The 21,388-nt window shown below is 40.1% G+C and carries 18 protein-coding genes; 6 read left to right on the forward strand and 12 right to left on the reverse strand.

Going from position 1 to position 21,388, the window contains the following annotated elements:
• Positions 1-425 precede the first annotated feature (425 nt).
• The 4 genes from EKM93_RS09335 to EKM93_RS09350 form a co-directional block, all read right to left on the reverse strand.
• Entirely contained in the window at positions 426-1,964 is a 1,539-nt protein-coding gene (locus EKM93_RS09335; protein ID WP_125715263.1) for an ABC-F family ATP-binding cassette domain-containing protein, read from the reverse strand.
• A gap of 136 nt (positions 1,965-2,100) precedes the next feature.
• Positions 2,101-3,825, reverse strand: coding sequence for a phosphoenolpyruvate--protein phosphotransferase (ptsP, locus tag EKM93_RS09340; protein ID WP_125715265.1), 1,725 nt, complete (start codon positions 3,823-3,825; stop codon positions 2,101-2,103).
• A complete protein-coding gene (locus EKM93_RS09345; RefSeq protein WP_125715267.1) occupies positions 3,825-4,091 on the reverse strand; it encodes a phosphocarrier protein HPr in 267 nt (88 codons plus the stop codon). The genes ptsP and EKM93_RS09345 overlap by 1 nt, the downstream gene beginning before the upstream one ends.
• 147 nt (positions 4,092-4,238) lie before the next feature.
• Complete coding sequence (locus EKM93_RS09350) at positions 4,239-4,430, reverse strand: hypothetical protein (protein ID WP_125715270.1); 192 nt, start codon at positions 4,428-4,430, stop codon at positions 4,239-4,241.
• A 252-nt stretch (positions 4,431-4,682) separates the two neighbouring features.
• On the opposite strand from EKM93_RS09350, the gene EKM93_RS09355 reads away from it, so the two are divergent.
• Positions 4,683-6,941 carry an ATP-dependent Clp protease ATP-binding subunit gene (locus EKM93_RS09355; protein WP_125715396.1) on the forward strand — a complete coding sequence of 753 codons (2,259 nt, stop codon included), beginning with the start codon at positions 4,683-4,685 and terminating at the stop codon, positions 6,939-6,941.
• A 159-nt stretch (positions 6,942-7,100) separates the two neighbouring features.
• Positions 7,101-8,168: a MucBP domain-containing protein gene (locus EKM93_RS09360; RefSeq protein ID WP_164507053.1), complete on the forward strand. Its 1,068-nt coding sequence runs from the start codon at positions 7,101-7,103 to the stop codon at positions 8,166-8,168.
• A gap of 138 nt (positions 8,169-8,306) precedes the next feature.
• Here EKM93_RS09360 and EKM93_RS09365 read toward each other — a convergent pair whose 3' ends face one another.
• From EKM93_RS09365 to EKM93_RS09375, 3 genes are all read right to left on the reverse strand, one after another.
• Entirely contained in the window at positions 8,307-9,884 is a 1,578-nt protein-coding gene (locus EKM93_RS09365) for a peptide chain release factor 3 (protein ID WP_125715274.1), read from the reverse strand.
• Between the two features lie 24 nt (positions 9,885-9,908).
• Positions 9,909-11,246 carry a hemolysin family protein gene (locus EKM93_RS09370; RefSeq protein WP_125715276.1) on the reverse strand — a complete coding sequence of 446 codons (1,338 nt, stop codon included), beginning with the start codon at positions 11,244-11,246 and terminating at the stop codon, positions 9,909-9,911.
• Positions 11,247-11,389: 143 nt separating this feature from the next.
• A complete protein-coding gene (locus EKM93_RS09375; protein WP_125715278.1) occupies positions 11,390-12,544 on the reverse strand; it encodes an AI-2E family transporter in 1,155 nt (384 codons plus the stop codon).
• A gap of 67 nt (positions 12,545-12,611) precedes the next feature.
• On the opposite strand from EKM93_RS09375, the gene EKM93_RS09380 reads away from it, so the two are divergent.
• A complete protein-coding gene (locus EKM93_RS09380; RefSeq protein ID WP_125715280.1) occupies positions 12,612-13,058 on the forward strand; it encodes a GNAT family N-acetyltransferase in 447 nt (148 codons plus the stop codon).
• A gap of 18 nt (positions 13,059-13,076) precedes the next feature.
• Positions 13,077-13,535: a hypothetical protein gene (locus EKM93_RS09385; protein WP_125715282.1), complete on the forward strand. Its 459-nt coding sequence runs from the start codon at positions 13,077-13,079 to the stop codon at positions 13,533-13,535.
• A gap of 318 nt (positions 13,536-13,853) precedes the next feature.
• On the opposite strand, the gene EKM93_RS09390 is transcribed toward EKM93_RS09385, so the two are convergent.
• From EKM93_RS09390 to recX, 5 genes are all read right to left on the reverse strand, one after another.
• Complete coding sequence (locus EKM93_RS09390) at positions 13,854-15,311, reverse strand: MFS transporter (RefSeq protein WP_125715284.1); 1,458 nt, start codon at positions 15,309-15,311, stop codon at positions 13,854-13,856.
• 9 nt (positions 15,312-15,320) lie between these two features.
• Entirely contained in the window at positions 15,321-15,842 is a 522-nt protein-coding gene (locus tag EKM93_RS09395) for a hypothetical protein (protein WP_125715286.1), read from the reverse strand.
• A 121-nt stretch (positions 15,843-15,963) separates the two neighbouring features.
• Positions 15,964-16,500: a nucleoside tri-diphosphate phosphatase gene (ntdP, locus tag EKM93_RS09400; RefSeq protein WP_125715288.1), complete on the reverse strand. Its 537-nt coding sequence runs from the start codon at positions 16,498-16,500 to the stop codon at positions 15,964-15,966.
• A gap of 74 nt (positions 16,501-16,574) precedes the next feature.
• Positions 16,575-17,660 (reverse strand): A/G-specific adenine glycosylase, encoded by a 1,086-nt coding sequence (gene mutY / locus EKM93_RS09405; protein ID WP_225423684.1) that lies wholly within the window; start codon positions 17,658-17,660, stop codon positions 16,575-16,577.
• Between the two features lies 1 nt (position 17,661).
• Positions 17,662-18,459: a recombination regulator RecX gene (gene recX / locus EKM93_RS09410; protein WP_125715292.1), complete on the reverse strand. Its 798-nt coding sequence runs from the start codon at positions 18,457-18,459 to the stop codon at positions 17,662-17,664.
• A gap of 90 nt (positions 18,460-18,549) precedes the next feature.
• Here recX and rlmD point away from each other — a divergent pair, with 90 nt between their 5' ends.
• Positions 18,550-19,947, forward strand: a complete 1,398-nt coding sequence (gene rlmD, locus EKM93_RS09415; protein ID WP_125715294.1) for a 23S rRNA (uracil(1939)-C(5))-methyltransferase RlmD — start codon at positions 18,550-18,552, stop codon at positions 19,945-19,947.
• A 604-nt stretch (positions 19,948-20,551) separates the two neighbouring features.
• Entirely contained in the window at positions 20,552-21,352 is an 801-nt protein-coding gene (locus EKM93_RS09420) for an SLAP domain-containing protein (RefSeq protein WP_125715296.1), read from the forward strand.
• Positions 21,353-21,388: the final 36 nt, after the last annotated feature.

The raw sequence follows: 21,388 nt of genomic DNA on the forward strand, positions 1-21,388 counted from the left end.
CAGGATCAAACTCTCAAATAAAGTTTGTGACTCATTTTTTGTTTGCTAGCGAATTGACTTCGCAAATGTTACTTTTGTTAGGTTCCTAAGAACCTAGCCTGCACATTTGATAAAATCGAAACTTTGTTCAGTTTTCAAAGAACTACTTATTTAAGTACTCATTAAGTATATCATCTTTAAAATATTTTGTCAACACATTTTGTTAACTTATTTTATATTTGATATATCTTATATGATACTTATTGCTGCTAGTTATATGACAAACGATATTTTTAAATATTTAATTCGTCATACGCAATTGACAACTTTTATATAATATCAATTTTAGAAGCATATGTCAATAGGTTTCTAAAATTATTTTTTTGTGTCAATCACTTAAAGCGACAACTTTTATATCTTACCAAGTTCTTTGAATAATGTCAACACTAAATTGATTTTTCTACATCTATTTTTTTAGTGATCCAATCACCTGCATAAAAATCAGCCTCATGGCTAACTAAAATGACGGTTCCTGGGAATTGAATTAGGGCCTGTCTTAGGGCATTTTTAGTGTCCACATCTAAATGGTTCGTCGGTTCATCCAAAATTAAAACGTTCCCTGGCTGTAATAACATCTCAGCTAATTTTATTTTACTTTGTTCGCCACCACTTAACTGTTTTAAGCTCAACATCGCTTGTTGACTACCCAAACCAGCTTTAGCTAAAACTTTACGTAAATCTCTAGGCTTCAATTTTTCATACTTCGCCTGCATATACTGTAAAGGCGTCATATTTTGATTTGGCCAAGCTAGTTCCTGTTTAAAATAAGTGACCTGATTTGTTTTAGACTGACTAACGGTCCCTGCTAACGGTTGGATTTGACCTAATAACGTTTTGATCAATGTAGATTTCCCGATCCCGTTAAAACCTTGAATCACGACTTTTTCATCGCGGCCGATTGAGAAATTTAAAGCTTTATGCAACAGTGGCTGTGTGTAGCCAATCATTAAATTATTTACTTCAAATAGAATTTGACTGGCGGTATCAACATAAGGAAAATCTAAAACAGCGCTCTTATTATTAGAAAGCGGCTTTAAAATATCAATCCGTTCTAATTGTTTCTCCCGACTTTTGGCACTTTTAGCCCGAGTTCCAGCTTTATTCTTTTGAATGTATTTTTTTAGTTTGGCGACTTCTCGTTGTTGTTTATCAAATTCCTTTTGGTATGTTAATTGATTGGCAGCTTTTTGTTTTAAGGCCTGTTTCAATGAACCGGTATAGCGTGTAATTGTGCTGAGTTCCACATCGCTGATACAATTAGTGATCTTATTTAAGAAGTCATAATCATGGGAAATTACAATAAATGCCCCTGAAAATTGTGTCAAATAATTGCTCAGCCATTCAATGTGTTCCTTATCTAAAAAGTTAGTTGGTTCGTCTAGAAGTAATACATCTGGTTGAGATAAAAGCATCTTAGCCAAAATAATTTTAGAGCGCTGTCCACCACTTAGTTCAGCGACATCACTATTATATAGAGGTAAAATACCTAACCCGGCGGCGACATTATCAATTGCTGTCTGCCGTTCATAATAACCTTGCGCTTCCAGTTGCTCTTGAATCTTGCCGGCCTGCTCCAATAATTCAGCATCTGGATTTTCACCGTAAGCTTCATAATTTGCCAGCATTTTTTGTTCCGCTTTAATGAGCCCTTCAAAAGCCGTCTCCAAAAAATCTACCACCGTCATTCCCGGTGTTAAACTGGCGTATTGGTCTAAATAGCCTACTTGAATATTACGCTGCCACTTCACTTGTCCTTCATCTGGCATTAATTGGCCCGTCAAGAATTTGATCAACGTACTCTTGCCCGCACCGTTCTCACCAATGATCCCCATATGATCTTCAGCGTTCAATTCTAGACTGGCGTCGATGTATAGTTGTTTTTCAAAAAATTGATGGGATAAATGTTCCACTTTTAGTACGCTCATTTTTTAACGCTCCTTTTTTCCAATACAAGCTAGCATAAGTGTCTTACTTATTAAAGTCAAACGTCCCCTTCAAAAATTGCATAAAAAAACGGCCAACACAATTTGCGTCAGCCGTTGATAAGTTTTGGTTTTTTAACTACTGATTCGTTGCCTTTTTAACCATTTCAGCAACTTCATCATTCGTTGTCATTTCAGTCATTGCTTTATCAGCGAGTACTTTCATATCTGCTGTGGATAGACGTTTCATCAAACTTCTAACCCGTAAAACAGAAGTCGCACTCATTGAGTATTCATCAAGACCCATACCTAATAGTAATGGTGCCATGATAGAGTCGCCAGCGGCTTCCCCACACATGCCAGTCCACTTACCTTCTTTATGGGCAGCGTCAATGACATTCTTGACCAACCGTAAAATTGATGGATTGTAAGGCTGGTAGAGGTAAGAAACATGTTCATTGCCCCGATCAGCAGCCATTGTGTATTGAATCAAATCGTTCGTTCCAATACTGAAGAAATCAACTTCTTTAGCAAATTGGTCTGCTAAAACAGCTGCTGCTGGAATTTCAATCATGATCCCAGTTTGGATATCATCTGAGACTGGTGTCCCTTCAGCAACTAATTTTGCTTTTTCTTCTTCAAAAATAGCTTTTGCTTGACGGAATTCAGGTAATGTTGCAATCATTGGGAACATGATTTGCAATTTACCATGGACTGAAGCCCGTAGTAAAGCTCTTAATTGTGTTCTAAAAATTTCTTGCCGATCTAAACTAATCCGGATAGCCCGATAGCCTAAGAATGGGTTCATTTCTTCAGGTAAAGGTAGATAAGGTAAGTGTTTATCCCCACCAATGTCCATTGTCCGAACAACAACAGGCTTATCACCCATACTTTCCAAAACAGTCTTGTAGGCTTGGAATTGATCATCTTCAGATGGCAATTCAGCAGAATCCATATATAAAAATTCTGTCCGATATAAACCAATTGCTTCAGCGCCATTGTCTAATACACCCGTTAAATCTTTAGGTGTCCCGATATTAGCAGCAATTGTATAGTGTTTGCCGTCCGCTGTGACAGTCGCTTCATTTTTAAGCTTATTCCATTCTGCTTTTTGAGCAGCAAAGGCTTTAGCTTTTTCTTGGTATTCAGCGATTTCAGCATCTGTAGGGTCTAAAATAATATCCCCATTGATCCCATCGACGATAATCATTTCATCTTCAGTGGCTTCAGTGGTGATATTTTCACTACCAACAATTGCTGGAATTTCTAAAGACCGGGCCATAATTGCAGAATGCGCTGTCCGACCGCCTAAATCAGTGACGAAAGCCTTAACAAAATTCTTGTTAAGTTGTGCTGTATCACTAGGTGTTAAGTCCTTAGCGACAATGATGACTTCTTTATCAATCAAGGCCGGATTCGGTAGTTCAACACCAAGTAAATGACTCATAATACGTTTTGTAACATCACGAACATCAGCTGCCCGTTCTTGCATATACTTATTATCAGTCATTGCTTCAAACATAGAAACAAATTGACTAGATACTTCATCTAAAGCAGCTTCAGCGTTAACTTTTTCGTCAACAATTTTTTGTTTCACAGCCCCAGTAAATTCTGGATCTGCTAAAATCATCATGTGCGCATCAAAAACTTGAGCCTCTTCTTCACCAAGAGCCTCTTTTGCTTTGTCACGGATAATTTGTAGTTCATCATTAGATTTCGAGATTGCTGTTTCTAACCGCTTCGTTTCGTTCTCCGTATCATCTACAGCTTGCTTGTTAAATGAGAGATCCGGTTCAACTAAACGGTAAGCTTTGGCAATGGCGATACCATCACTTGCGGCGATTCCCTTTAGTTGTTCTGACATTATTCAGATAAACCCTCTTTTTTCATTGTCTCGGCAACAGCATCAATAGCATCTTTTTCGTCAGCACCATCAGCACTAATTGTAACATCTGCGCCTTGGCCAACACCTAAGGACATAACACCCATAATAGATTTCAAGTTAACAGATTTACCCTTATATTCTAAGTTAATATCAGAACTAAATTTGCTAGCAGTTTGTACCAATAAAGTTGCTGGGCGAGCGTGGATACCTGTCTCAGCAATTACATGAAAGTCGCGTTTTTCCATAATCAATCTAACTCCTTTTTATTCACAATAAATTATTCTTTGACTGACAAAGAAATTAAAGGATATTTATCCTCTTATCCAAATTTAAGGTTACCATTTTTTTGAAAATAGTACAACATTTTTTTCATAACTAAGCCTTGAAATAGCTTAGTTTGAAGCGTTTTCCCTGAACTCATAAATAATCTGTCCATTTCGCTGAGCTATACCAATAATCTCTTTTCGCTCTGGACGTTCCTGCCAAAAACGTCGGAATTTCAAGAAATCTTTAGGTTCAACCTTGATCTCATCAATTTCTCCGGCAACTAACTGTGTCAATGCATGTTCAAAATCTTCAGCCATAGCGACCCTACCTTTATAAAAATAATTATTCTTATACTATACTATCATTAATATAATGGATTTGTTCCTATTATATGATGTTTTTTTAATCCGGCTTAATTCTTGAAAAGACCGCCTATTTTTTTAGTTTTAGCACTTGACTACTTAGAGTGCTAAATATATAATAGCACTTGTAGATCAGAGCCATTAAATAATTACTTTGATCTGGATGTTGATTACGTTGGCTTGTACAGAAAGGTCGTGACAAACGCGATGTTGTGTCAAAATTGCCATAAAAACGAGGCTACGATCCATTTATATACGAATGTAAATGGTCAACGTCAAGAAATTAACCTATGTCAAAATTGTTACCAGCTCTTAAAGAACCGGCAGCAAAATGGCGGCAATAACGCTACAAATGCAATGAATGATCCTTTTGGCTTTGGTAGTCTGGATGATATCTTCCGGAATATGAGTCAAGGCGCATCAAACGATGCAGCTTCATTCCAGCAAGGACCACAGACCCAATCTGGTGGTATGGGCAATGGCCCTAGAAATCCACGTAATGGCGGGGATCAAGGTGGTTTGTTAGAGCAGTACGGTGTAAACTTGACAAACTTGGCCAAAGAGGGTCAAATTGATCCAGTTATCGGCCGGGATAAAGAAATCGCCCGTGTCATTGAAATTTTAAATAGACGGACTAAAAACAATCCTGTCCTCATTGGTGAAGCCGGGGTTGGTAAAACAGCCGTTGTTGAAGGTTTAGCACAGAAGATCGTCGATGGCGATGTCCCTGCAAAACTTCAAGATAAACAAGTTGTCCGTTTGGATGTGGTTTCCTTAGTTCAAGGGACTGGTATCCGAGGCCAATTTGAACAGCGCATGACACAATTAATGGATGAAGTTAAGAAGAATAAGAATATCATCTTATTTATTGATGAAATCCATGAAATTGTTGGTGCCGGGAATGCTGAAGGCGGTATGGACGCTGGTAACGTCTTGAAACCTGCTTTAGCCCGTGGCGAACTTCAATTAGTTGGGGCCACAACCTTAAACGAGTATCGGACAATTGAAAAAGATTCTGCTTTGGCCAGACGTTTACAGCCTGTTCAAGTAGATGAACCAACTGTCGAAGAGACCGTTCAAATTCTAAAAGGTATCCAAAAAAAATATGAAGACTATCATCACGTACATTACACAGATGATGCCATCAATGCCGCAGCTGCCCTTTCAAACCGCTACGTCCAAGATCGTTTCTTGCCAGATAAGGCAATCGACTTATTGGATGAATCCGGTTCAAGAAAGAATCTAACAATCAATGCCGTTGATCCAAAGACATTAGATGAAAAGATTACGACTGCTGAAAAGCAAAAACAAGATGCCTTAAAACAAGAAGATTACGAAAAAGCAGCTTATTATCGGGATCAAGTCACAAAGTTAAATGGGATGAAGGAAAAAAATACCATCAACCCTGCTAACGAACCGACTGTTACCGAAAAAGATATGGAACAAATCGTTGAAGAAAAGACGAATATTCCAGTAGGCGAATTAAAAGCTCAAGAACAAGCCCAATTAAAGAACTTGGGTCCTGATCTTAGAGCCCACGTTATTGGTCAAGATGAAGCTGTTGATAAAGTTGCTAAAGCCATTCGTAGAAACCGGGTTGGGTTTAACAAATCCGGTCGGCCAATTGGTTCCTTCTTATTTGTCGGCCCTACTGGGGTTGGTAAAACAGAACTTGCCAAACAATTAGCTAAGCAACTCTTTGGTAGCGAAGATTCAATGATTCGTTTTGATATGAGTGAATATATGGAGAAATTCAGTGTGTCTAAACTGATTGGTTCTCCTCCTGGCTATGTTGGTTATGAAGAAGCTGGTCAGTTGACAGAGCAAGTTCGGCGTCATCCTTATAGTTTAATTCTATTAGATGAAATCGAAAAAGCGCATCCTGATGTTATGCATATGTTCTTACAAATCTTAGATGATGGCCGTCTCACTGATTCTCAAGGTCGGACAGTCAGCTTCAAAGATACAATCATCATTATGACTTCTAATGCCGGTCAAGCAAATGCTGAAGCAAATGTTGGTTTTGGTGCAACGGCTAATGGGACCGCCCATTCTGTTTTGAATCAATTAACCAATTATTTCCAACCTGAATTTTTAAATCGTTTTGATGATATTGTTGAATTTAATGCCTTAACTAAGGACAACTTATTGCACATCGTTGACTTAATGATTACGGATACAAATAATATGATCGCCGATCAAGGCTTGCATATTCATGTAACGGAACCTGTTAAGGAAAACTTAGTGGAATTAGGTTATGATCCGCAAATGGGTGCTCGGCCATTACGTCGGGTCATTCAAGAACAAATCGAAGACCGTGTTGCTGATTTTTATCTAGACCATCAAGGGGCACATGATTTAGATGCCCGTATGGAGAATGATCAAATCAAGATCGCCGTTGCTGATGCAAAAACACCAGCCACTGACGAATCTGAAACTGATGATACCCCTGCTGAAGATAAATAGGCTGCACTCAATAATGCACTAACGCTGAATAAGGTTCTAGACAATAATAATTGCCTAGAACCTTATTTTTTTCGTAATCTCAATTAATTGACTGCGCGATAACAATGGAATGTGATAAACTTAGATTAATATTATCGTTTGCCCAAAGGAATGGAAGATATGATTAGAACACCCAATGGCTTGCGGCAGAAGTATTTTAAGCGCAAGAAAAAGCAGCAGCGGGTTAAAGCTTCTGAAAAAAAGCGGCACTTACCTTCACCGGTCTCAGCCACTTTAGATGTTGCCGAAGCACGTACTGAAGCAAATACCAGAATTATTCCTAAGACGATCGACGTGACCATTCATTACGTCGATAGTTTGGGTCGGCCTTTATTAGAGCCTGTGACTGTCACAGGACCTTATCAAAGTAAATTAACCATCCCTTGGCAAACAATTCCCAGCTATATTCTAGCGTCCATTCATCATTTTCAAAAAAGTTTCTTACCCAACCCCCACGGCATTTATTTAATCTATGCCAAACAAACCGCTGCACCGGTTGTTGTTTACCACCGCGATAATAATGGTAATTTACTTAGTCCACCAGAATTTTTACATGGCCATTTAAATAGTGCTTACGCCGTTAAACCTTTAAGTGGAATGCAGCAATTCATGCAGTCGATTGAGCCGCAGATGAATGGTACTTTTACTAAAAAAACAACTCAAATTGATATTACGTATGAAACAATGCAATTGTCAGCACTAGAGGTTGCCGAAAACACTTACGTTCAACTGTTAGCACAAACCCGCGTCTTTTCACAGCCAGATACAACGACTCAGCTAGAGAAGCCTTTGCCAAAAGCGTCTATCTGGCGAATCTATCAAGCGGTTAAAGAAAAAACGAACGGCCGGGTCTGGTTTAATTTGGGCGGCTTTATTTGGATCATTGCTCAAGATTTTCAATTAGTTAATGATTATCGGCCAAAGCTGCTAACTCAGACTACCCAGCCATTGCAATTGCGGTACCAAATTATCAGTGAAGTACCTATCCAAAAACAGGCCGTGGTCAACACAGGTCATGATACCCCAGTAACAATGTGGTCGGCTCCTTACGGTCAAACTTTGAATTACAAGCTTTATCCCGGAGAAGTCATCTTCATTCAACAGCAGATTCAACTGGACAACCATAGTCTCTGGTCGCAGCTGGATAACGGTGCCTTTATTGAATCAAAATATATTAGCTACTTATAAGAATCGAGTAGGTTATCCAATTCATTCAGGTATATCTTGGCTAGAAGTGGAGAAAGGTTACCGCCCATGCCAGGCGCAAATAAAAAAGGCCGGTCAATATGAGACCGTGCCTTTTTTATTTGGGTAAACCATCACTTTTTATAATTTTGCGGTTAATTTAACATCTGGATACTTGTCTTGGAACCAGCGTTCTGCAAAGGCATTTTCAAATAAGAATAATGGTTCGCCTTTTAAATCTTTCACTAATAGATTCCGCGAAGAAGACATATTTTCATCCAGCTGTTCTGGATCTATCCATCGAGCAGTTCTAGAACCGATTGGTGTCATAATAACTTCAGAATTATATTCGTTCTTCATCCGAAATTGGAAAACTTCAAATTGCAGCTGACCGACAGCCCCTAAAATGTAATCTTCAGTTGTATAAGTTTTATACAGCTGAATCGCCCCTTCTTGGACAAGTTGTTGCATCCCTTTATGAAAAGACTTTTGTTTCATCACATTTTTAGCAGTGACGCGCATAAATAATTCAGGGGTAAATTGTGGTAATGGGGCGAATTTAATTGGGTTCTTACCCGTATAGATACTATCCCCAATTTGAAAATTACCAGTATCATAAAGACCCACAATGTCCCCGGCGACGGCTTTTTCCACATTTTCTCGTTCATCTGACATGAACTCGGTGGCATTATTTAAGCGTAACTTTTTACCCGTCCGCGTTAATTGCACATCCATCCCCTTATCAAATTCACCAGAACAAATTCTAATGAATGCAATTCGGTCCCGATGATTAGGATTCATATTGGCCTGAATTTTAAAAACAAACCCGGAGAAATGCTTGTCCACTGGACTTAAAGTTTCACTATCATCATTAATTTCATGAGTTGATGGGGCAGGGGCCATCTCTAAGAAAGACTGCAAGAAAGTCTCAACCCCAAAGTTCGTTAAAGCAGAACCGAAGAAGACTGGTGTTTGATCGCCGGTTTTGATCTTTTCTAAATCAAAACTATTACCCGCTTCTGATAATAAATCCACATCATCTAACGTCTGTTGGTAGATGGATTCTTCTGTTAAGTCTGAGGCTTCTGTTAATTGGCCAGTTTCAGGATCCAATGGCAAAAAGCGATGGGCTTCATCAGTCGGCCGATATAATTCGATTCGCTTTTGTGCCCGGTCATAAAGGCCTCTTAAATCTTTACCCATGCCAATTGGCCAGTTCATGGCATAGCCTTCAATTGACAATAAATCTTCTAATTCTGCAATTAGATCTAGTGGTTCACGACCATCCCGATCCAATTTATTCATAAACGTAAAAATCGGAATACCCCGTTGTTTTACAACTTTAAATAGTTTCTTAGTTTGCGGTTCAATCCCTTTAGCCGAGTCAATCACCATCACAGCCGCATCGACAGCCATTAATGTCCGATACGTATCTTCAGAGAAGTCCTCATGTCCAGGGGTATCCAAAATATTAACCCGCTTGTCCGCATAATCAAACTGCATCACAGAACTTGTAACGGAAATCCCCCGCTGCTTTTCAATCGCCATCCAGTCAGAGGTCGCAAATTGGCCAGTTTTTTTACCTTTAACAGTCCCAGCACTTCGAATAACCCCACCTAAAAGCAATAACTGTTCGGTGATCGTTGTTTTCCCAGCATCCGGGTGAGAAATAATCGCAAAAGTCCGCCGTTTTGAAACGGCTTTTTCTAAATCATTCAATGTCTTTTATTAATCTCCATTCTTTTAATCCTGTGTTTCAGAGACAGCTTCCGTTTCGGTGACTTTTGGCAGTTTAACAATAATCGTTTCTAATCTTGAGCCATTCATTCGTCCGGAATAAAGTTCAATACCCTCATTTAAAGTGATGGTCTCGTGCTGTGTATTTGTAGGAATCATGCCCAGTCGCGTAATCATATAACCGGCAATTGTATCCACATCAGAGTGTTTAATCTCAGTTTTAAAGTAGTTATTAAAGGTATCTAATGGTACTTTACCTAAAACAACATACTCATTGTCATTAATTTTATCAATTAACTTTTGAGCGTGATCAGACTCATCATCAATTTCACCAACAATTTCTTCTAAGACATCTTCAATTGTGACTAAGCCGACGACGCCGCCGTATTCATCTAACAAAATTGCCAATTGCTGTTGTGTTTTTTGAAATTCTACTAACAAGTCATTAATTGTCATCGTTTCAGGTACAAATAACGGTTCAATCATCACATCTGCCAAATCTAATTTTTCAAAGCCTTTTTTGTGGGCTGCCCGCAAAATACTCTTAATGTGCACAACCCCGATGACTTTGTCCTTATCTTCCTTATAGACAGGTACTCGAGAATAAGGTTGATTTAAAATCGCCGTAATGTTTTCGCTGCTGTTATCGTCAATATCGACCATGAAAGCATCGGTTCTTGGTACCATAACTTCCCTAGCCATTTTATCACTAAAGGAGATGATCCCTTCCAGCATTTCAAATTCATCTGGCGCAATGATCCCTGTCTTACGTGATTTTTCAATGAGCGAGACCATCTCATCTCGAGTCATCTGCTCTTCTTCTTTAGTGAAATCGATTGGTACAATCTTCATCAGTAAGTTCGTTGACGCCGACAGCAACCAAACAAACGGCCGCATTAATACCCCTACCGCTTGGACCGGTGTTACGGTTAATTTTGCCACCGCTTCTGCCCGCTGCAATGCAATTTGTTTCGGGAAAAGTTCCCCAAAAACCAATGTAATATAGGACAAAATAATGGTGATTACAACAACTGACGCTTCACTAGCCCAAGGCGCCCCTCGAAAAAGCGGCACCAAGTACTTAGCTAAAGACGTTGCCGCACTGGCTGAAGATAAGAAACCGGCAAAAGTAATGGCCACTTGAATCGTCGCTAAAAACTTGGACGAACTATTCATGACGCCCATTAACTTCTGAGCTTTTTTATCCCCAGCAGCGGCCTCCGATTCAATTCGACCTCGATTTACCGACACAATGGCCATTTCTGCAGCCGCAAACACTGCATTTACCATTGTTAGAACAATAATTAAAATTATCTGACCAGTGACTGAACCATCACCACTCATAGACTATTCACGCTCTCTTTCTAATTTATACATAGTAAAAAAATTATAGCAATTTGTAGCTATAATTTCAATGAATTTTAAAGCTGGTAACGGTTGATTTTACACTAAATTAAACTTATTTTAAACCGATCACTGCTATTAGCCTAGTCAAGCGGTGGTGTCGCACTTGGCGGCTGTTTTTCTTCCGTCTTGAGTGCTGCTTCAACCTCCACATCGCCTTTACGCAGATGATACAAATTAATCACATACTTCACGACAGTTTTGGCTACGGCATAAAGCGGAATGGCTAGAATCATCCCTAACAAGCCCGCAATATTCCCAGCAGCTAACAAAATCAAAATAATCGTTAAGGGATGAATATCCAAAGCCTTGCCGACTACGTGGGGATAAATGAAGTTACCATCAACTTGCTGTACAATTAAAACAATAATAACCACGGCAATCGCCTTAGGGAAAGACTGCATTAATCCAATAATTAATGCGGGTGCTAGACCGATATAAGGGCCTAAGTAAGGCACAATATTGGCGACCCCCGCCACAAAACCTAGTAAAAAGGCATAAGGCATCCCAATAATCGTGTAACCGATAAACGTAAACGTTCCGACAAACAAACACTCTAACATCTGCCCCGCAAAATAACGTGAAATTGTCCCATTCATTTGATGTAACAATTCCGCCACCCGTTCACGGTAACGTTCGGGGAATAGCTTTTGAAAATTAGGTACAAATCGATTCCCATCTTTTAGGAAATAAAATAAAACAATTGGAATTGTAATTAAATTCACCACAACGCCTGCTGCGGAACTCATAAAGGACCCTAAATTACTCGTAATCGTCAAAAAGCTGCTTTTTGCCAAGCTGCTTGGACTAATCTTAATCGAACTCAGCATTTCTTCCACATTAAATTGTTTAAACCAAGAATACTCATTTAATTTTTTGACTAATTTTTCGATCTCTTTAATAAAATCTGGAAAATTATTAATCAAAGCCGTAATTTGCGTAATTAAATTAGGAATCACGGTCATCACAATCCAAATAATCGCTAAAATTAAGATTAAAAAGACGATCAAAATGGCCCAACCCCGTTTAATTTTAACTTTACCAAGCAATACAACTAATGGATTGAGTAGATAATACAAAAACCCAGCTGCAATGACGGGCCCAAATAAAGTGGATACAAAAACACCAATTGGTGAGAATAAAAACTGGATTTTGGATAACACAAATACCAAAGTGGCGGCTAATAGCAAAATCACTAGCCAGGTAATTAATCTGGATTCTCTGAGTTTTTTGACCATTCAATTTTCTCCTTAAAAAGCTAGTGTTGTACAATAATCAATGTTAACATTGACTCTGAGGTGTTTTATGACAATTAAATCTACAACTGACTTAACTTGCGCTATCTATCAAGATGCGCTAAATATTCGCAAAGCTGTTTTTGTTAAAGAACAGCATGTCCCTGAAAATTTGGAAATTGATGCCAATGAAAGTAAAACAATTCACTTTGTAAAGTATATCAAGCAACAGCCCGTGGGTACAGCACGTTTATTGCCCTGCCCTGATAAAAATTTTAATTTAATTCAACGTGTGGCTGTTATGAAAGCCGCGCGCCATCAGCATATCGGTTCTGAACTCATTAAGGCTATTGTACACTATCATCTTGCGCACTACCCGGATCAAGCCTTACAGCTGGGTGCACAAGAACATGCCATTGAATTTTATGAAGCGTTAGGCTTTCAAGTTATCGCTGATGAACCTGCTTATTTAGACGCCGGTATGCGGCATCGCGAAATGCGTCTTATCGTAAAATAGAATAGGAGTCGCCCCATCATGTCAAATAAAAAAGCAATTTTAGTTTATACTTTTATGCTGGTCATTCCTTACATTTTGAGCCTAGCTCTGATCGGCATTGCCTATAACGCCCTAGTTTTACATAGTGCTAGCCTATGGCGAACCGCAGTGGGCAGTTGTGTCGGCGCTTGCATCATGCTTGCCGTCAAAATTACCGTTGAACGCCCTTTAGAAATTATTTTAAATTTTGTAAACAACCGCTTTTTGCGTTTTCTCGTCAATAGTTTTTGGATCACCCAATCCAAACGCAAAATCATTTCTAATTTAATCGTTGATTTTGTCCTATCTGGCATTGCTACCTGGGGCATCCGCCAATTATTCACCCACGGCCAAATCTTAGGCAACCTGTTAGGCATCGTCTTAGGCCTAATGTTTGTCTTCGCCCTCATCGGTGCTTACCTAGAATTTGACCTGCTGAGCGTTGACGGCGCAGATTAAAGTAAAAGAGCGTGAGCTAGAGCGGGAAAGCCTCGAGCACTAACCTAGAATCTCGCAGTGTGTCGTCAGACACGCAAGAGAGTCGTAGTTATGTGAGAGCTTTGCTCTAGTGAGCGCGTTTTAGATCAGAGCGTGACAAAAGACGGGTTGATTTTGAGCATAGCCTAGGCTAACGCCATGAGCGGTTTTCGCTTACAAGTTAGACGTAGCTAGGCGCAGAAATCAGTCTTTTGGAACGCGTTTAGAGCGTGAGCCAACACGGGTGATTTCGAAAAAGAGCGTGAACTGGAGCAAAACTCCAATTCACGCTCTTTTCTTTTACTCAATAATTTCCTTATTTGGATCTGTCAAATTGATCAGCCAAACAATAGCAATCATAGTGACCGTGATACCAAAGACAGTGTGTAACGCAGTTAAAATAATAGGATCAATAACTTGTCGGTTCGCATCGTTGACTTTGCTGCTACTGCTAATGACGTCGTTGACCTGTCCAAAAGTAACCCCGCTGTTCAAATTTAATTTAATCATCAAATTCAACACCGCGCCGTAAATACCGGTCATTACCGTTTGGCCTAAGGATCGGCCCAATGTAAGTACTGAAGTTGCAGAACCGACCATCGTATCATCCACTAAATGTTGGCTAAGAATTGTATTCATACTGATGACAATCCCCATGACCAAACCATTTAAAATGGCAATCGCATAAAACAGCCAGACTGGGAAATTTAAGTCTGCAAATAACAAACTAACATACGCCGCCAACAAAATTGCCACCATTACTAAAACTACCCGTTTTGGCACAAAGCGGCTAATAATCCGGCCGACAAAAAAGGACGCCAAAAGCCACATAATTGAACTAGACGTAACAACTAAGCCGGCACCGGTTGCTGAAACTTGGTACAACGACTGCAGCCAAATTGGGAAATAAACTTGGTAGCCAATCAAAATACCGCTTAAGATGGTCACCGTAACAATTTGAATGGTAAACGTCCGATTATGAAACATCTTTGGTGAAATTAAAGGATCCTCAAACCGTTTTTCTTGGCGAATGAACAGGCCAAAACTAACAAGTGCGATCACTGCCAAAATTAGCGCTAAAATCACTTGACTGTTTAAGATTTGAATTGCTAACAGGGTCGTAATCAACCCTAAAGACAGCCAAGTAATCCCAACTCGGTCAATAACCAGTTTCGTTTTTTGTTCAAAATGCTCCCTATATCCAAACCAGACCAGCAACAAGACCAATACACCTAAAGGCACATTGACAAAAAAGACCCAGTGCCAAGAAAGTTGATCTACTAAAAAGCCCCCAATTAATGGGCCCACTAACGCTGACAAGCCCCAAGCCGTATTGTTTAAAGCCAAGACATTTGCCCGTTCTTCAAAATCGAAATTATCGGCAATAATCGTAAATGTCAACGGCATTACCGCACCGGCACCAACACCTTGAATGGCCCGGGCAATAATTAGCAGCAAGATTGTTGGCGCTAACCCACTGAATAAAGAACCTAGCGTAAAGACGAGTACACCCCATAAGAAGATCTTACGCCGACCTAAAGTATCTGCTAATTTGCCATAAATTGGTGTGGTTATTGCGGTGGTCAACAAATAGGCACTCATAATCCAACTCTGATAAGCCAAGCCATGCAGTTCACTAATAATCGCCGGTAGAGCCGTAGTCACAATGGTTACTTCCACAGAAGTCATGAACGTGGCAATAAATACCGCCGCCATGATCACCCCACGATTGTTAGATTTCATTTTATTTTCAGCCATAACAGTCCTCTAATCAAAGTAGGCAGCATCATCCGTTGCTGTCCCTAAATAAATTTGTTGGGTCACACTCGTAATTTCACCAGCATCATCTAACTGGTAACTTTCCAAAAAATAAGGCTTATTTGTTTGGCCCAAATGTTCTGGCAGTGTAATACCTGCTTTTTCAAATCTATCAAAAGTGGCATTAATTAACTGTCCTAAAGGTAAAGGCAGCTGGATACTTGCTTTTTGCTGTGCCTTGGCCACCTGACTTGCTGGTAAATCAAATTGATGCAGCCCTGCTGGAATGGTAATCGCCGCTGGCACCACAACACCCACCCAAGCAATAAAGGAATACGGTGAAAAAACAATTAAAGTGCTGCGATTCATTGGTGCCCCCGATGCCGCTACAAGTTGATCTAATTGGGCCAAGTCCCCATTGCCAATTAGTTCATTCCAAGCCGACGTCAAACTGCCATTTTCATCTAAAGCGGTTGCCAAGTTCGCCTGCCCTATAAACTTCAGCGGTGCAACCTGTTCAATTTTACTCAAAATCTCTATCCCCTTTACTTTAAATTTAATCAGCTACTTATCAGAATATTTATTAACATTCAAAAGAGAGGCCAATGACAAAACATAACGTCTTGCCATGGCCTCTAATTAACTGCGATTCTTATTGACGATGGGATAACTCAAGGTAGCGATTATACCAAATATCAATATACTCTTTTGAGAACGGACCCTTACCATGTTCGATCCAATCCACCAAAACTTTGACATTTGATTTTAAAATATGGTCAACTTCAGCAGAATAATGCCACTTAGCGGCATGATCCTCATATTCATCCACATCTAGTAAACGCCTTTCACCATTTGCAAAAACCTTAACATCTAAATCATAATCAATATATTTTAGTGCCTCTTTGTCTAACACAAACGGTGAGGCAAGATTGCAATAATACGCAACACCACTTTCGCGAATCATTGCAATGATGTTAAACCAGTAACGTTTATGAAAGAAAATAATGGCTGGTTCTCTCGTCAGCCAGCGACGCCCATCTGATTCCGTAACTAACGTATGATCGTTACAGCCAATTAATTCATACTCACTGGTTTTTAAAACCATTGTATCTCGCCAGGTCCGATGTAAGCTCCCATCATGCTTATAACTTTGAATCGCAATGTAGTCTCCTTCTTTGGGAACAGGCATTGTCGACCCAGCTTTCCAAATACATTTTCCTTACATATTATAACAGAAAAGCGCCTATTTTCCTAAACAATATTTTAGGCTTGACTTAATCTAGTCCAAAGCTTTTTTTGCAAAGTTGGCAATGCTAGCTTTGCAAATTCAGCGGGCTGTTTAAAAGCACCAGAAAAGTAAGCCAAATCGCTGCTTTCTGATAAATCTGCAGTCACTAAGGTTAAAGTCCAATGTAAATGCGTGAAAATATGCGTCACTGGTTTCACCGGGGCTAATTGTATCTGTTGCAAGGCCAAATTATAATGTTGCTTAAAATAACGAAGCACCCCTTGTGTCAAATCCAAGTCTTCAGGCAAATCTGCTTGATCAATCAATGGGAAAGTTGATAGACCTGCTAATAGACCCGTTTTAGGCCGCTGTTGCAACAAATAAGCCCCAGCCTCATTGCGAACGGCAACAGCTACTAATTGTACTTTTTGCTTTTTAATCTTTTTCTTTTTCACTGGTAAATCTAGCATAGTTCCTTGGGCATAACTTTGACAGAATGCTTGCAACGGGCAAAATAAACAGAGCGGCTCTTTTGTTGTACAAACCGAAGCCCCCAGATCCATTACGGCCTGATTAAAGTCCCCCGGCCGATCTTTTGGAATTAACGGCTGAATCAAAGTTCTAAAATGCTGAGATGCCTTGCTTTGTGAAATATCGGTTTGGTCATTAAAAATACGACTGAACACCCGGTAAGCATTGCCATCCACCGCTGGAACCACCTCATTAAACGCAATACTTGCCACCGCACCGGCAGTATAAGGTCCGATGCCGATAATATCCAGCAGCGCCGTAGCCGTCTGGGGAAACTGCCCATTATAATCGGTCATAATTTGTTGCGCTGCTCGTTTTAAATTTCGTGCCCGAGCATAATAGCCCAACCCTTCCCAGCACTTCATCAATACATCATCTGGGGCAGCAGCCAAACTTGCTAAATCAGGAAAAGTTTGAATAAACCGCTCAAAATAAGGCAGCACCGTTTGTACTTGCGTTTGCTGCAACATAATCTCTGACAGCCATACATAATAAGGCTGTGGGTTTTCACGCCAAGGCAGTACCCGCCGATTTTGATCGTACCAAGTCAAAAACGTGCTCTGAAAAGTTCTAATTGTCTGCTGTTCCATTTCAAGCCTCATCCATTGTTTTTTGTTCCAAAAATCGCTGAATCATATCTAAATTAAATCCTTTGCGGTACAAACTTTGCTTTATCTTTTGACGGCCATTGGGCTGATCGTGATAGCGTCGCCACAGCCGTTCACCAGCTTGCTGCAGCGCTGTTTGTTCAGCATCATCATCTTGAGTTAATGCCGCTTGCGCTAAGGCTTCAGTAATAACATCCCCGTTAAACCCTTTTTGCATTAAATTCTGCCGAATTTTTTGTTGCCGCTCAAAAAAAGACCGCTGTTGTCCGCCTTTAGCTAATTTCTTAACGAGCAGCAGCGCATTCGCTACTTGGGTTTCAAACGGATATTCTTCTGCTAACACATTTTCTATAGTCTCATTGGCAATACCTTTTTGCCGGAGTTTTTGTATAATAACTTTAGGTCCCTTGCGACTAACATTAATTTCTGTGCGCACAAAGCTTCGAGCAAAACTTAAATCATCTAAATAGTTCAGTTCCGTTAATTTCGTGATAATATGATTAACAGTAGCACCCGTATAATCTTTATCATACAAATACTTTTTCACTTCTAATGTTGACCGTAGCTGATAACTCAAATAATCCAAAGCGCGGCCATAGGCTTTGGCCTCATTATCCGCATTCTTTAATGCCTCAACTTCAGCTTCTGTCAATTCTTGGCCTTTCATTAAGGCAAATTGAATCAACACAGATTCTGCAACTGGAAAAGCATAAGTTTCATCAAGATAAATATTGTAGCGATCCTTATGCCGCTGCTGCACTTCAATTTTTGTGATCTTCACTGACGCACCTCAATTTTCTTTCTACACACTTTTTGATTCTCTATTTAAGTCTAGCAAGCCCCAAAATCACTGTCAAACAAAGGAGATATTATGACAACATCCTCTAAACAAACCAATGGTAATCAAGACGTCACCGTTACTGTTGGCCAAAAGTTCCCTCTAACGATCAAACGCCTTGGCATCAACGGCGAAGGCATCGGTTACTTCAAACGTAAAATTGTATTTGTGCCCCAAGCCCTTCCTGGTGAAGTGATCACCGCCAAAGTTACCGAAGTCTCACCTAAGTTCATCCGTGCTAAATTACAACGTCTGCGGGAACCTTCTAAAGACCGTATCGAACCAAAAGATCATCTCTACGGTAAAATTGGTGGCTTAGATCTCGCTCATTTAAATTATAAAGCGCAACTCGCTTTTAAAACGGATGTTATCGTGCAATCCTTAGCTAAATTCAAACCTAAAGGCTACGAAGATTACGAAATTCGCCCAACCATTGCCGGTCGACCAACCCATTATCGCAATAAAGCCCAATTTCCGTTGCAATTACGCGATGGTAAAGTCATTGCTGGCCTTTACAAAGAAGGCACCCATGATCTTGTTGATGTAGATACAATCAGCACACAAATGCCTCAAGTAGATAAAGTTATCTTTCAATTAAAGCACGTTTTAGATGATCAGCACGTTCCAATTTATGACGAGCGCAGCCAACAAGACGGCTTCCGTACCCTTGTTGTCCGGGCCTCAGATACCACCCGTGAAGTCCAAGCCACATTAATTGTTTCCAATAAAGCCCTCGCTGATAATCAACCTTTATTTGAAGCTATTAAAGCCAAAATTCCAGATATTACCTCACTTTTTGTGAATATAAATGATGTTCAAACCTCTTTAATTTGGGGCAACGAATCAATTCACATCTATGGCTCTGAAACAATTGAAGAAAAAATTGGCGATAAAGTTTTTAAACTCTCGCCCCAAGCTTTCTTCCAATTAAATCCTAAGCAAACTCAAAAAATGTACCGCCTTGCCCAAGCCGCCTTTGATTTTAAAGGTAACGAAACACTCGTTGACGCTTATTGCGGTGTGGGCACATTAGGCATCACCATGGCCGACCAAGTGCAAACCGTCAAAGGCATGGATATTGTGCCAGAAGGTATTGAAGATGCCAACATGAACGCCGCTGCTAACGGCTTGACCAACTGCCATTATGAAGTTGGCAAAGCTGAAGTCCTCTTAACCAAATGGTTCAAAGAAAAACAAAATATCGACGCCTTAATCGTTGATCCACCACGCACCGGCTTAGGCCCAGAACTAACCCAAGCCATCGTTAAAGCCAAACCAAAACAATTCGTCTACATCTCTTGTAACCCATCCACCTTAGCCAAAGACCTCGTCACCCTAGCAAAAAGCTATCACATCGACTACATCCAATCCATCGACATGTTCCCACAAACACCACGATGTGAAGCCATTGTAAAACTAACCAGAGCGTGACCAAAGACGGGTTGATTTTGAGCATAGCCTAGGCTAACGCCGTGAGCGGGCTTCGCTTACAAGTTAGACGTAGCTAAGCGCAGAAATCAGTCTTTGGGAACGCGTTTCAAACCAGAGCGTGACAAGCTACGGTTTGACAATGCACATAACCTAGACTTACGACATAAGCCCGGTCTTGGCTTGTGAGTAAGACGTAGTTATGTAAATTATCAGTAGCTTGGAACGCGTTTTAAAGCCAGAGCGTGACCTAGAGCGAGAAAGCCTCGAGCACTAACCTAGAATCTTGCAGAGTGTCGTTAGACACACAAGAGATTCGTAGTTATACAAGAAGACAATGAGGCTAAGCGCGTTTCAGAAGACAAGCACAAATAAAACAATCTTTCATTAACACAAAAAGCCCGCTATAACTAGCATTCAATTGACTTTTTGTGCTAATTTTTTTGATCTTGTTCTGAATCTAACATATGACATTTCTGTTAAGAATTATTTCAATCCTGTTACAACTTGCTAACGATTCGATTTATTTCAACTTTTTCAAAATTTATCTTGTATAGTGGGGAATGTAATTAATCGGAACAAGAGATTTTGGAGGATTTGAATTTTTATGAAACTTAGAAACTTAGTTTTTTCTGCTTTAGCTTTGGGGACCATTTCAACTGCAACGATTACAACAACTGCAGATCAAACTTTCGCAGCAACTGCTTCAACAACAATGAGCTTAGACACGACAATGTATGCCGCAAGAGATACGGCTGTTTACACAGCACCTGCTGGCAATACAACGGGTCAAACTTTAACTTCTGGAACAGCGTGGCATGTTTCTTCAAAACAAATTGTACGCGGCACAACTTGGTATGAAGTTGGCGGCGACCAATGGGTTAAAGGTGCTGACTTAAGCACAAATCCAATTGCAACAGCCTTAGACACAACAATGTATGTTGTTGGTACTTATGGCGCTGCTGTTTTTAACTCACCTTATGCAGATCGTCAACAAACTGGCCAAACTTTGGAAAAAGACTCTGGCTGGCACGTTTCTGGTCAAGTTACAGTTAATGGCGAAACTTGGTACGAAGTTGGCGGCGGCCAATGGGTATGGGGACCTGACATGAGCGCCGATCAACCAATTACACAAACACCAGGTATCGCTATGACAGCAACAGCTTACGATCCTCGAGTCTTAGGCAACTACACATTTGGTTACGACACTGTCGCTGCCAATTTAAGTGTTTTCCCTAGAGGTACAAAATTAAACATTACCTTTGCTAACGGCACAAGCAAAGATTACGTTGTTCGTGATACAGGTACTTTTGCCTACGCTAATCCGAACCAATTGGATATTGCAATGCCAAATAGCCAAGCTTTACAATTCGGCCGGCAAAGCATTACGGTTCGCGTAATTTCTTAAAAATCAAAAAAAATAAAGTGTTTTGGCTAATTTGTC

The sequence above is a fragment of the Agrilactobacillus yilanensis genome (assembly GCF_003946725.1).
Classification (GTDB): Bacteria; Bacillota; Bacilli; order Lactobacillales; family Lactobacillaceae; genus Agrilactobacillus; species Agrilactobacillus yilanensis.